Origin of the sequence: Salinimonas sediminis, from assembly GCF_003429285.1 — a bacterium.
Classification (GTDB): domain Bacteria; phylum Pseudomonadota; class Gammaproteobacteria; order Enterobacterales; family Alteromonadaceae; genus Alteromonas; species Alteromonas indica.
This window is the reverse complement of sequence record NZ_CP031769.1, coordinates 1,842,050-1,854,692: the sequence shown is the minus strand read 5'-3', so window position 1 is coordinate 1,854,692 and position 12,643 is coordinate 1,842,050. Positions and strand designations below refer to the sequence as shown.

Below are 12,643 nucleotides of genomic sequence, written 5' to 3'. Positions count from 1 at the left end.
AATATTTGTAAATTTATCTTTAACAATGCGTTTATGAGTTTATTTGGTTGAGATCATGGGGAAAGTTAAGGCGTCATAATAAAGTTTACTGGGCAACCACCGTATAACGATGCTCAAAAAACCTGCGAATATTTGACAAACCGTTCCTTTTACTTTCAAATCCATACAAGTTACCTATAATAACGGCTATCTTCTAACAGCCTCTGAAGTTGGTATTAATGGATCAAAATAAAGAGTTGAAAAAGGCCGGTCTAAAAGTGACTCTGCCCCGCCTGAAAATACTGCAAATTCTGCAGGAGCCGAAAAATCAGCATATCAGCGCTGAGGATGTCTATAAGATTCTGATTGATCATGGTGAAGAGATAGGCTTGGCGACGGTATATCGGGTATTAAACCAGTTTGATGATGCCGGGATCCTGAATCGCCACCATTTCGAAGGCGGCAAGTCGGTATTTGAAATTAGTCACAAAGACCATCACGATCATCTGGTATGTTTAAAGTGTGGCAAGGTAATTGAGTTTGAAGACGACATGATTGAGCGTCGTCAAATCGAGATTGCTGAAGAAAACAATATGAAGCTGACCCACCATAGCCTTTATTTGTACGGTGAATGTGCCGATGGGGAATGCGACCAGCTGGACTGATACGTTGTGTACACAGCAGCTTTGCATTAAAGCCCACCGAATTATGACTTAATCCGGTGGGCTTTTTGTTATCGGGGTGCCAGGGGGTCCGCAAGCATTAAGGTAAAACTGCCACTCAGCCGGTACACCATCCTTAATACCCCTAGCTAAACGAGTGCGCGACCGTCGCAGGCAAATAAAGACGCTCGTTAAAGCACAGTGGCATCTTATTACTTCACATAGCCTTACAGGCTAAATTTATGGCGATTAAATATGGCTATGGCGTGCGCCCATACCGGACCGGCTTTACCATTGCCTACGCGCTGATCGGCAATCGATATTACCGGCGTAATCTCTTTACTTGAACTGGTTAGCCAGACCTCGTCTGCGGCTAATAATAGCGCTTTGCTGACGACTTCTTGCTTAACCTTCATTCCCTCACGGGACAAACTTTCGATTACAAGCATCCGGGTTATACCAGGCAGTAACTGATTATCCAGCGGCGGCGTATAGATAATATCGTCTTTAACAACAAAAACGTTGCACGAGCTGGCTTCGGTGACTTCATCGTTAGCGTTGAGCAATATCGTTTCTTGTTTACCCTGCATCCGGCCCTGTTCAAAATGCATTACGTTGCCCAGCAGCGAGGTAGACTTTATATGGCATCTTTCCCAGCGTAGATCCTGTTCCAGCGCCACCGACAGGGGGCTGACTTTGTCCACATCAGGTTGTGGCGGTGACGCCAGTGCAAAACCATAAGCAAATACAGTGGGCGGTATGTCCTGTGGGTATGCGTGTTGTCGGCTCATAACCGTGCCCCGGGAGACATGTAGGTAGATACCGATATACGGTCCGGTTTGCGCGGTTCGGTTTCGTTCCACCAACGTAACAATAATCTCTTCCCACTGTTTATTGTCATAAGGATTGGCTATGTTGATTTCTGCCAGCCCATTGGCCAGTCGCGCAAGGTGGGCCTGCAGGCCTACTGGCTTTCCGCTGTGCGTAGGAATAACTTCATAAATTCCATCGCCGAACAAAAATCCCCTATCCATCGGTGAAATTTTTGCTTCTTCTAACGGGAGATAAGTGTCGTTTAAAAACGCCGTGGTCGTCACTGTGATTCACCTTCAAATAACTGTTGGTCTAAGCGATGTCTAAGTAGCCATTGCGCCCGGGCATTATCAATATCCACCGGCGCAAAGCTTACTTTGTCACCCGGTACTGCCTGGGCCAGACGGTAAATGTCGTATTCTGCCACACAGCCCAATTTGGGATAACCGCCCAGGGTTTGGCGATCCGATAACATGACTATTGGCTGGCCATCCGGCGGCAGTTGGATGGCACCGAAGTTAATACCTTCTGAACGCATTGTACGTGTATCACATACAATGGGCTGCCCTTTCAGCCGATATCCCATCCGATCTATCTGATTGGTTACTTCATACTCGCTACTAAAGAAGAGCTGCTGTTGCCACCCTTCAAAGCTGGCGTACTGATAACCGGGTATCATCTGCAATGCGGTGCCTAGCGAGTAATCGGGTATAGCGTGCGGTAACAGGCTACGTAACTGGCGTGACGGTTTATCGTTGGTTTGAATTGATATTTGATCGTGTCGCCGGATGGGCTGGCCGTCATTGTTAAGGCCCCCCGCCCCCTCACGCATAACAATGCTTTGACTTTCCGCCACCAGGGGCAGCGCCCATTGCCCTGCAATACCGATATAACTGCGGGTGCCCAGCCGCGCGGGACAAAGTTCCAGGATGTCGCCAGTGGCCAGCGCCATAGCCTGCCACGGCGATGCCGGTTGGCCATTTACGGTAAGGGTGAATTCCGGCCCGCCGGTAGCAACGATACAGGGTTCACTGACCTGCATACCAAAGCTACCGATCACTTCAAAAACCGCGTTATGCCGTGGATTACCGCATAACCAGTTAACCAGATGATAGCTTCGGATATCGGCGGCCCCTGACACACAAAACCCGACTTCCTGCATCGCCAGGCTCCGTCCGGCATCCACTACCAGAGTAAGCATTCCTGCATCTTGTATTGTAATATTAACCAGGCTCATTACATAGTGCCTTGTATTGTTGTTCATCTATCGCATAAAAGCGCACAGTGTCGCCGGGTTGCAGCTTCACCGGCTGCTGCCAGGTTAAATCAAATAACGCTGTAGGGCACAAGCCCAACAGATGCCAGCCACCTGGGGAGTCGCTGGGGTATACCGCCGTTTGGCGATCGGCGATAGCCACAGCCCCTTTAGGCACCCGGGTGCGCGGTGTGGTTAAACGGGGGCAACTTAATACTTCTGGTAACTCTCCCATGTAGGCAAAACCCGGCGCAAAACCAACAGTAAAGACATGAAAATCCTGACTGGTATGGTGCTCAATAATCTGGCTGGCAGTTAAGCCGGTATGCTGTGATATCGCGTCAAAGTCATCGGCAGAAGCTGCCTGATACCACACAGGCAGAGTGTAATGCTCACTCTTGTGCTGGCTTTGCCCGGTCGGTTTGGCGTGGCGTAGCGCTTGATACACCGTGTGAACATCAGCATGCTGCAAGTTAAATAAAACCAGCAACGAATCGTAACCCGGGATCAGTGCATTTAACCATACTGGGTTACTGTGTTTAAGCGCTCGTTTCATTGCCTGCACAGCCTGATTGGTCTGGCTTAACGTATCATGCTCGAAATACACAATAAGGCCGTCAATTCCGGCGGGCTCAATACGCGTTATATTACCAAATGCTTCCATGTTTATGTCTTTGCTTGCTGCGCAATTAACTGGCGAATTTGCGTGGCCATTGCCACCGCGCCGGGCGTATCGCCATGGACGCAAAGAGTGTCAACGTTGACCGATAACGGTTGTCCGCCCTGCGATATAATTGTGCCATCACGCAATAACCTGGCAACTTGTTCCAGGGCGGCGTCCAGGCTCAATACCGCTCCTGCTTGCTGCCGGGAGACCAGATAACCGGAATCGGTATAAGCCCGGTCGGCAAACGCCTCGTATATCAATGGTACTCCATACTCGGCGGCTTCAGCTTGCAGGGTCCGGTAGTCTGGGTGGGCTTGTACCATCAGAGGAAGCCGTTGCCGGCCAAAGCCGGCCACCGCGAAAAATACGCTTCGCCGTATCGCAGCATCGCGCATGAAATCGTTATACAAAGCGCCATGAGGTTTAACATACGTTACCTGAGAGCCCTGTAGTCCGGCCATGCCGTTAAGTGCGCTAACCTGATATTGGATACAGGCGATAAGCTCTGCGGCGCTCATTGCCATACTGCGGCGACCAAACCCCTCGCGGTCGGGGTAAGACGGATGGGCGCCAATAGCGACCTTATGGGTCACCGCCGCTTCAATTGCGTGCTGCATAACCACCGGATCGCCTGCGTGAAAACCGCAGGCTATATTAGCCTGATCAAGCAACGGCATAATTGCACTATCTACAGGCATCTTCCAGGCGCCGTAGCTTTCACCTAAATCGCAATTTAACAACATAGTTTCTTCGCTCTTAAATCTAATGTGCGATATCATGTTAACTGTAATTTCCTAAACAGTCAGGTCTAATGATTCAGGTCGGTCAAATAAACGAATTGGTAGTCACCAGTGAATTTCCTTTTGGTTTTCAGCTTTCTGTACAAGAAGGTGTGGAAGAAATAGTGACGCTGCTAAAGGCTGATGCGCCGCCCAATACGGCGATTGGTCAACAGTTGTCGGTGTTTGTATTACCCGACGAAACCGGCACATTGGTGGCGAAAGCGGCTACGCCAGCTATTCTGGTGGGCCAAACCAAAGTACTTAAAGCGGTAAATGTGACACATTTTGGTGCTTTTTTCAACTGGGGCCTGGACAAAGACCTACTGGTACCCTCGCAATATCAGGAGAATGAGATTAATCCTGGTATGTATTATGTGGTTCACGCGTTTTTTGATGCCAAAACACAGCGTGTACTGGGGGCTACCCGTCTCCATTATTTTTTGCAGGAACATAACGACACGTTAGCGCCCGCCGAACAGGTGAATGCAGTTGTTTATGCCAAAACTGAGCTGGGCTTTAAGGTTGTGGTAAACGACACCTATACGGGGGTCATCTTCCATTCGGATGCTTTTAAGCCACTGAAAATTGGTGAGGCAGTCACCGGCGTGGTTAAAGAAATTCGCCCAGATGGAAAACTGGATATCGCCTTGCAGCGTACTGATAAAGCGGGTCGGCTGAGCCTGGCCGACGCGATTATAGAAGATTTACAAGCGCATGGTGGTATTTCAACATTAACCGATAAAAGCCCCCCAGATGAAATTTACTCACGTTTCCAGGTAAGTAAAGCCGCTTATAAAAAAGCATTGGGCGCACTTTATAAACAACGTAAAGTCATTATTGATAAACAGGCTGTACGCCTGGCGGACAAATAAGGTTAGTTATGAAAGCGACAGTATCCTGGGACCAGGATCTTACCTTTACCGGGGTAACAGAAACAGGCTATAAAACGGTCATGGACGGTAATGGAAAAGCGGTATCGCCAATGGAATCTGTATTATTAGCGGTGGGCTCTTGTTCCAGTATCGATGTAGTAGATATTCTGCAAAAAGGTCGTAAAGAGGTTATTGCCTGCGAGTGCGAATTAGACGCGCAGCGGGCCGAATCGTCGCCCCGGGTGTTTACCGCAATTCATGCTCATTATACGGTGAAAGGAACGGACTTATCTGAAAAGGCAGTGGCCAGAGCGGTTGAATTGTCTGCCCAAAAGTATTGCTCAGTTATGTTGATGCTAAAGGGTAATGTGGATATTACCACCAGCTTTACACTGGAAAATGCCTGACTATAGGTTATCGACCTGATGACCTGAAACGAAGCGTTTAGGTGGGCTATGTCGGGCAGTACCGTTGAGCGAGTACTGCCCGAGCGCCACTAAACTGCATCTTAGCTACGTGAAACCAGAAAATCATGTACAGAGTTGGCATCGCGTTCTACTGAAAATTCAATCAGGCTGGTACCATTACAGGTTAGGCCATCTTCAGCAGTAATCAAACGTAATACTTCGCGCTGGCTTGCACCGATACGGCCTACATTACGTGACAGGCTTGAACGAAGAATACGGATATCGTCCATTACGATAGCTTTACAAAAACCAGAAAACTGTGTGTCGCCAACAAAGCGAACATCTTTTTCAGGCTGAGCGGCGTGCGCTTGTCCAGCAAGAGCGGCTACACCTAATAGGGTGGTCAGTGTTTTGGTTAGTACTTTCATCTCAATATTCCTCAGCGGTTTTGGCAAACTCGGTTAAGCGCTCTGTAGTCAGAACGCACTATAGTTATGCACCAAATAAAAAATAAATGCTGTTGGAATATTGTTGTAAGTGAGTAACAAGTGCGTAAAAACCCTTGTTATAGAGTTTTTACAATTGTAAGTTACTGTTAGTTAATAAAAAACCACGCGCACTAATTACTAAGTAGTATAACGAGTGATCTTTTTATTCTAATAAAGTATGGCTTATATGTGCAAATTTTGCGCAGATATTTCCCGAGATCTGAAATTTAATATTATTCAACGTAGAAATAGCATAATTCTTGAACAGACAAATCCGATTTTGTTGTAATAAAACTACATTTTAAACATAATTTCGTGCTCTCTTTGTTTCTATTGTATCGATATAGGCATGCCAGGTGGCATAGCCAAGCAAGGGCATTAACAAGATAAACCCAACAAATTGGGTAATAAACCCTAATACTACGATGGTAAAAATGATTCCGGCCCATAGCGCCATAGGCAGTTTATTCAGCCACACGGCATTGACGCTGGTAAGCAGCGCGGTCGCCAGATCAACCTTTCGTTCCATTAATATAGGCTGGGTAAATGCGCTGATAAAAAGCAGTAATACGGAAAACAGCACGCCGACGCCGGTGCCTAAGATCAAAAACGGCCAGAGATCGCGCAACGTTTCGTCTAAGTAAGGTGGGTAAAGGGCATGGATAAGCGATGCAACTCGCAGCCAGAATATCATCAAAATCATTAACACCACCGCAAAGCCCCAACCATTTACCGCATTACGCGTGGTGGCTTTTATCGAATGCAAAAAACTAGGCCGGTGGCCTTTTTCCAGCTCCCAGCTGACATCATATAAACCGGCGGCTAAAAATGGCCCAATAAGCATGAAGCATACAATGGCGGGCATAATGATTAAATGCCAACCAGTTAACTTCACCAAATAAACAATAAACCAGGGAACCAGTGCAAACAGCGCGCCGTAAAGCAGCGTATGTAAGGGTGCCCGGCGCATATCGTGCACGGCCAGTACCAGCCATTTGAAGGGATCCGTTAAGTCCAGTTCGCGACAGGGTATGACCCGTGCAATACCACTATCAGTAATGGCATTATGTGGTGTGTGTTTGAACGAATGTGACATGCAGTATCTCGCTATAGCAAAACCGAGCCTGGGCATCGCAACAGACCATTCTGGTAACGCAGAGCCTGCCATTAAAACGCCTTCAGCACTTGTTTTATAAACATAGTTCACGTGCTTTTTTTAACAACTTTATAACCCACTATTACAGCATTTTAATGCACTAAAACTTATATACCGGCTTTTTATTCTCTGCGATAGGTCTGAAGCTTAAGTTAATTTCGCCAGGTACAGGATAGATATTGCTCATAATCGACCGTTTATTTGCAGTGGCGGTATGATTTAGCTAAATATTTTCAATTTTTAGGTTAAATAAGGCGTCGCAACTTCGCTAGCTTTGCGATAATCTGACGAACCGTTTGTATTAGTAGTCAGGATTATGAAGCCAGTAGCCCGTTCCCATAAGTTAGATAATGTGTGTTATGACATTCGTGGCCCCATTGCAGCGCAAGCCCGCAAAATGGAAGATGAAGGCCATCGTATATTAAAGCTGAATATCGGGAACCCGGCACCGTTTGGTTTTGAAGCCCCAGACGACATTTTAAAGGATGTCATTTATAACCTGCCCACCTCTCAGGGTTATTCAGACTCTACAGGTATTTACGGGGCGCGTGTTGCTGTTATGCAATATTATCAACAGATGAACGTGAAAGATTTACGGATTAACGATGTGTTTATCGGTAATGGCGTCAGCGAGTTAATCATGATGTCAATGCAGGCCCTACTGAATACCGGCGATGAAGTACTTCTGCCCTCTCCGGATTATCCACTATGGACGGCGGCAGTAAGCCTGTCATCAGGTACGCCGGTACATTATCGCTGTGATGAACTGGCCGACTGGTTTCCGGATATTGATGATATAAAAAGTAAAATTACCGCGCGCACCCGGGCTATCGTCTTGATTAACCCAAACAATCCTACAGGCGCGGTATACAGTGAGGCTTTGTTGCAGGAAGTAGTTGAACTGGCCCGGGAACACGGGTTGGTGATATTTTCGGATGAAATCTACGACAAAATTTTGTATGACGGCCGCCAGCATACCTGTATCGCTGCATTGGCCGATGATGTATTCGTAGTCACCCTCAGTGGCCTGTCGAAAAACTACCGGGTGGCTGGTTTTCGGGCGGGCTGGCTGGTGGTTAGCGGCAATAAGCGTATTGCGTCGGATTATATAGAAGGGCTAAACATATTATCGTCTATGCGTATGTGTGCCAACGTACCGTGCCAAACCGCAATACAAACCGCTCTGGGCGGCTATCAAAGTATCAACGAATTGGTGGCCGAAGGCGGCCGCTTACGGGTTCAACGCGACCTCGCCTATAACATGCTCAATGAAATTGAGGGGATACATTGCGTGAAACCTAAAGGCGCTATGTACTGCTTTGCCCGTGTCGATGCCGCCAAGTTCAATATCAAAAACGACGAACAAATGATCTTGGATTTGCTAAGTAGCGAAAAAGTGTTGTTGGTGCATGGCCGGGCCTTTAATTTATCTGAAGGAATATACTTCAGGCTGGTATTTTTGCCGCATAGCGATATGCTGACCCCGGCAATTCGCAAAATTAATAATTTTTTCAGTAGTTACCGACAGGTATAAATATTCATGTCCGATAAAAGTCATTTTTTTGCTCACCTGGCCCGCATGAAACTGATCAATCGGTGGCCACTGATGCACAATGTGCGTACGGAAAATGTGCAGGAACATTCACTTCAGGTGGCAATGGTGGCACACGGCCTGGCGCTGATAAAAAATCGCTTTTTCGGTGGTACCCTGAATCCTGAGCGGATTGCCACCCTCGCTTTGTTTCATGACGTCTCTGAAGTGATCACCGGCGACTTACCTACCCCCGTTAAATACTTCAACAGCACCATTGCCAGCGAATACAAAAAAATCGAGAAAATCGCTGAGCAAAAACTGATTGATATGGCCCCGGACGATTTCAAAGCTGACTACGCCCAATTAATTGATGGCCAACAGCACAGTTCTGAGGAAGCCTTTATTGTAAAAGCAGCGGATGTTTTATGTGCTTACCTTAAAACGCTGGAAGAGCTTAATGCAGGCAACCAGGAGTTTAAATTAGCCAAGAAGCGTCTGGACAAGCTGCTTAATGACTATCAGTCGCCCGAAGTAGATTATTTTGTAGCTCGCTATGTTCCCAGCTTTTCGCTCAGCCTGGATGAAATCACTCAGGAAGATGTTAACCAAGATTAAGTGTATAACGTTAGCAGAACACGCATGCGGGGCGAATGTTGTTAAGTAACAGATTGGTTGTTTTCGCGCCTGAGCCTTTTAGTACAGATACGTTAAACCAGTATTTGCGGAGTTGTGATAATAATGTCTACGCCTGCTAAACCTGATATGTCCACCCTGTGGCAGGCCCGACGCCTGCCCCGCGTACAAAACCGTGATGGCGACCATCGAAACAGTTACCAGCGAGATAAGGCCAGAGTATTACATTCCGCTGCATTTAGACGCTTACAGGCCAAAACCCAGGTACTGGGTGTAGGGCAAAGTGACTTTTACCGCACCCGCTTAACTCATTCGCTTGAAGCTGCGCAAATCGGCACAGGGATAGCGGCCCAGCTACAGGGAAAATACCCGGCTGCCGCCACGCTGCTGGAGCTGGACTCAACACTTATCGAAACCTTGTGCCTGGCGCATGATATTGGCCACCCGCCTTTTGGTCACGGGGGAGAAATTGCCCTGCATTATATGATGCATGAGCACGGCGGGTTTGAAGGGAACGGCCAGACTTTCAGAATTGTTACGCAGCTTGAGCCTTATACCGCTGATCACGGTATGAATTTGTCTCGGCGCAGTATGCTGGGGTTAGTCAAATACCCTAATTTTATAGACACCTTAACTAACCCATACTGTCATGGGCGTACCAGTCATTCACTGCGCACGGTAAAAGCCAGTGACTGGCACCCGCCCAAAGGGCTATACCAATGCGATGCTGCAATGTTCGAGTGGGTATTAGCCCCCTTTAGCCAGTCTGACAGAGATAACTTCATGCAGTTTGAGACGGGTGAAAATCAGCATGGGAAAACCTGTCACAAATCGTTTGATTGTACCATTATGGAGCTGGCCGACGACATCGCCTACGGGATCCATGATTTAGAAGATGCCATTGTGATGGAAATGGTGGATAAATCGGCGTTTATCGAGCAGGTTGTGTTACCGTTGCAGCGCTTGGGCGCAACAGGACTATCGACGCAGATTATGCCTTTGGCGGAACGGTTGTTCAGCCCACAACAGCATGAACGAAAAAATGCTATCGGGGCGCTGGTAAACGCCTTTATCACGGCCATCGACATTTGCGAATTACCCCTGTTTGATCACCCTTTATTACGTTTTCAGGCACGGCTACCCGAGGTGTTTGAGCACGCTTTGAGTTTATTTAAACGCTTTGTGTATAAACAAGTGATTCAACAGTCGCAGGTACAGGTTTTAGAATACAAAGGGCAGCAAATAGTGATGGCACTGTTTGAGGCTTACAGTAGCGATCCGCTTCGATTACTGCCGGAGAATACACGTCTGCGCTGGGAGGCTGCCCAACAAGAAGACAACGGTGCACGTATCATTGCAGATTACATTTCGGGTATGACAGACGAGTTCGCTTCACGGTTGTATTCCACACTGTTTATTCCCAAACACGGCTGACACATACATCGTCCCCCCCGCCTGCGTGCATGAAATTTGTGTAATAACTGAAAGAAAACTGTGCTTTGTAAGGTCTTATTCGTAGCAAATGAGATGGTGTGCAGGTTAGCGCAGGGCAATTTCTCTCTGCCGGGCGTCCTCGGATAGGAACGGTTGCAGCTTCCCGGCTGTTTACGTATCTCACGGTTGGCGGTCCATGCATGTTTCTTCTGATTTTATGTTACCGGTACTTAGTTGTTATAACACGAGGTGAGCTATGCCAAGGATTTATAAACCGTCTGTCCGTTTGACCGACCATGATGTGACCAGCGAAACGGTCTACCGGGAACGCCGGCAGATCTTAAAGTCCATGGGGTTTATAGGCGCGGGGGCATTGATCAGTGGCAATGCACACGCGTTGGGCTGGTTTAGTGACGATGACAAACCAGCTTTTGCAGGCAAACCTCTGGATTACCGTAAGCCCGCAGCCTATCGCTCAGATGAAACCCAAACCCCTTACGAGAAAGCCACCAGTTATAATAATTTTTATGAATTTGGTACCGGTAAAGACGACCCCAGTGAATACGCCAGCAAACTCACCGTAGACCCGTGGACATTATCGGTAGAGGGAATGGTGGAAAACCCGATAAAACTGGATTACGACGCGCTAAGTGGGCGCTTCGCTCTGGAGGAACGTATTTATCGCCTGCGCTGTGTTGAAGCCTGGTCAATGGTATTGCCCTGGACAGGGTTCGAGCTTGCCAACCTATTGAAACTGGCCAAGCCGCTATCCGGGGCTAAATACGTGGCATTTGAAACGCTTGAACGGCCTTCGCAGATGCGTGGCCAGCGCAGCCGGTTTACCGGTGGCGGGGTGGACTATCCGTACGTGGAAGGCCTGCGTTTAGATGAAGCAATGCATCCCCTAACCCTTATGGCTGTAGGGTTGTACGGTAAAACGCTGCCGCCACAAAATGGTGCGCCGATTCGTTTGGTAGTGCCCTGGAAATATGGGTTTAAAAGTATCAAATCTATTGTCAAAATTCGCCTTACCGACCAGGAGCCACCCACTACGTGGAATCGGTTGGCGGCCAACGAATATGGTTTTTATGCCAATGTAAACCCCGCGGTAGACCACCCGCGCTGGAGCCAGGCCAGTGAGCGGCGCATTACCAGCGGCGGGTTACTCTCGCGAAATCGTATTGAAACACAGTTATTTAACGGATATGCCGAAGTGGCGCCGTTGTATCAAGGTATGGATTTAACCCGTTATTATTAGTTGTGGCTATGCGTAGATTATTAAAACGACCGTTACGGCTGAGCCGGGCGCAGGTTTTTGTCGGCAAACTTGGGTGTCATTGTATTATTGCAGGACTGCTAGGGCTGACATTCTTTTTCGGCTTTACCGATCAACTTGGCGCGGATCCAGTGGATACCCTCATCAATTTTACCGGCCGCAATGCGATTCACTTATTACTCATTAGTTTGCTGGTGTCACCGGCAGCTAAGCACATTCCCTGTGGCGATATAATGCGGTTTCGGCGAATGTTGGGGGTTTATGTATTTGTTTACGCGCTGGCACATTTTCTGGTGTACGTTTTATTTGAACTACAACTTAACTGGGCGCTCATTTTTAGCGAGATAACCGAGCGCCCTTATATTGTGGTCGGGATGCTTGCGCTGTTGTTATTGCTGGCAATGACCGCCACATCGTTCAAACGAATTCAACAAAAAATGGGCAAACATTGGCATCGGCTACATAACACAATTTATCTTTGTGTCCCCTTGGTGTTGTTGCACTTCAGTTGGTCGCAGAAAACCTTGTTTGCTGATCCGCTGGTTTACTGGGTTGTTGCCGCGGCTATTTTATGGCTTCGTAAAGATAAGCTACTGCGCTTAATTCCGTTTAATAAATAGCCACGGCGCCGGCCATCGAATACGCCGGACAGTAGATAAAACCCGCCCGATAGCTTGCTTGTTCT

Annotated in this window: 14 protein-coding genes; 8 read left to right on the top strand and 6 right to left on the bottom strand. The window is 47.8% G+C overall.

The features are described 5' to 3' along the window. Nucleotides 1-218: 218 nt before the first annotated feature. Nucleotides 219-644: a ferric iron uptake transcriptional regulator gene (gene fur / locus D0Y50_RS08345; protein WP_108566917.1), complete on the top strand. Its 426-nt coding sequence runs from the start codon at nt 219-221 to the stop codon at nt 642-644. Between the two features lie 224 nt (nt 645-868). On the opposite strand, the gene D0Y50_RS08340 is transcribed toward fur, so the two are convergent. Genes D0Y50_RS08340 through D0Y50_RS08325 form a run of 4 tightly spaced genes read right to left on the bottom strand, consistent with a single transcriptional unit; the run spans nt 869 to nt 4,119 of the window. After that, nucleotides 869-1,675: an aminotransferase class IV gene (locus D0Y50_RS08340; protein ID WP_117318684.1), complete on the bottom strand. Its 807-nt coding sequence runs from the start codon at nt 1,673-1,675 to the stop codon at nt 869-871. A 59-nt stretch (nt 1,676-1,734) separates the two neighbouring features. Beyond that, nucleotides 1,735-2,691: a 5-oxoprolinase subunit C family protein gene (locus D0Y50_RS08335; protein WP_170145471.1), complete on the bottom strand. Its 957-nt coding sequence runs from the start codon at nt 2,689-2,691 to the stop codon at nt 1,735-1,737. Continuing rightward, nucleotides 2,678-3,373: a 5-oxoprolinase subunit PxpB gene (pxpB, locus tag D0Y50_RS08330; RefSeq protein WP_108566915.1), complete on the bottom strand. Its 696-nt coding sequence runs from the start codon at nt 3,371-3,373 to the stop codon at nt 2,678-2,680. Before pxpB ends, D0Y50_RS08335 begins: the two co-directional genes overlap by 14 nt. Nucleotides 3,374-3,375: 2 nt before the next feature. Then, nucleotides 3,376-4,119: a 5-oxoprolinase subunit PxpA gene (locus D0Y50_RS08325; RefSeq protein WP_117318682.1), complete on the bottom strand. Its 744-nt coding sequence runs from the start codon at nt 4,117-4,119 to the stop codon at nt 3,376-3,378. A 68-nt stretch (nt 4,120-4,187) separates the two neighbouring features. Here D0Y50_RS08325 and D0Y50_RS08320 point away from each other — a divergent pair, with 68 nt between their 5' ends. Both D0Y50_RS08320 and D0Y50_RS08315 read left to right on the top strand, forming a co-directional pair. Beyond that, on the top strand, nt 4,188-5,030 hold the full coding sequence (locus D0Y50_RS08320) for a CvfB family protein (RefSeq protein WP_117316416.1): 843 nt from the start codon (nt 4,188-4,190) through the stop codon (nt 5,028-5,030). An 8-nt stretch (nt 5,031-5,038) separates the two neighbouring features. Continuing rightward, a complete protein-coding gene (locus tag D0Y50_RS08315; protein WP_108566913.1) occupies nt 5,039-5,437 on the top strand; it encodes an OsmC family protein in 399 nt (132 codons plus the stop codon). 101 nt (nt 5,438-5,538) lie between these two features. Here D0Y50_RS08315 and D0Y50_RS08310 read toward each other — a convergent pair whose 3' ends face one another. Both D0Y50_RS08310 and D0Y50_RS08305 read right to left on the bottom strand, forming a co-directional pair. Next, a complete protein-coding gene (locus tag D0Y50_RS08310; protein ID WP_108566912.1) occupies nt 5,539-5,865 on the bottom strand; it encodes a DUF3718 domain-containing protein in 327 nt (108 codons plus the stop codon). 361 nt (nt 5,866-6,226) lie between these two features. Then, entirely contained in the window at nt 6,227-7,021 is a 795-nt protein-coding gene (locus tag D0Y50_RS08305) for a DUF2189 domain-containing protein (RefSeq protein WP_117316414.1), read from the bottom strand. Between the two features lie 376 nt (nt 7,022-7,397). Here D0Y50_RS08305 and D0Y50_RS08300 point away from each other — a divergent pair, with 376 nt between their 5' ends. The 5 genes from D0Y50_RS08300 (at nt 7,398) to D0Y50_RS08280 (ending at nt 12,578) form a co-directional block, all read left to right on the top strand. Further along, nucleotides 7,398-8,615 (top strand): pyridoxal phosphate-dependent aminotransferase, encoded by a 1,218-nt coding sequence (locus D0Y50_RS08300; protein WP_117316412.1) that lies wholly within the window; start codon nt 7,398-7,400, stop codon nt 8,613-8,615. Nucleotides 8,616-8,621: 6 nt separating this feature from the next. Beyond that, nucleotides 8,622-9,230 carry a 5'-deoxynucleotidase gene (gene yfbR / locus D0Y50_RS08295; RefSeq protein WP_117316410.1) on the top strand — a complete coding sequence of 203 codons (609 nt, stop codon included), beginning with the start codon at nt 8,622-8,624 and terminating at the stop codon, nt 9,228-9,230. A 123-nt stretch (nt 9,231-9,353) separates the two neighbouring features. Next, nucleotides 9,354-10,682 carry an anti-phage deoxyguanosine triphosphatase gene (locus tag D0Y50_RS08290; protein WP_408640686.1) on the top strand — a complete coding sequence of 443 codons (1,329 nt, stop codon included), beginning with the start codon at nt 9,354-9,356 and terminating at the stop codon, nt 10,680-10,682. A 256-nt stretch (nt 10,683-10,938) separates the two neighbouring features. Beyond that, a complete protein-coding gene (gene msrP, locus D0Y50_RS08285; RefSeq protein WP_108566909.1) occupies nt 10,939-11,940 on the top strand; it encodes a protein-methionine-sulfoxide reductase catalytic subunit MsrP in 1,002 nt (333 codons plus the stop codon). A gap of 8 nt (nt 11,941-11,948) precedes the next feature. After that, a complete protein-coding gene (locus D0Y50_RS08280; RefSeq protein WP_117318680.1) occupies nt 11,949-12,578 on the top strand; it encodes a protein-methionine-sulfoxide reductase heme-binding subunit MsrQ in 630 nt (209 codons plus the stop codon). The last annotated feature ends 65 nt before the right edge of the window (nt 12,579-12,643 follow it).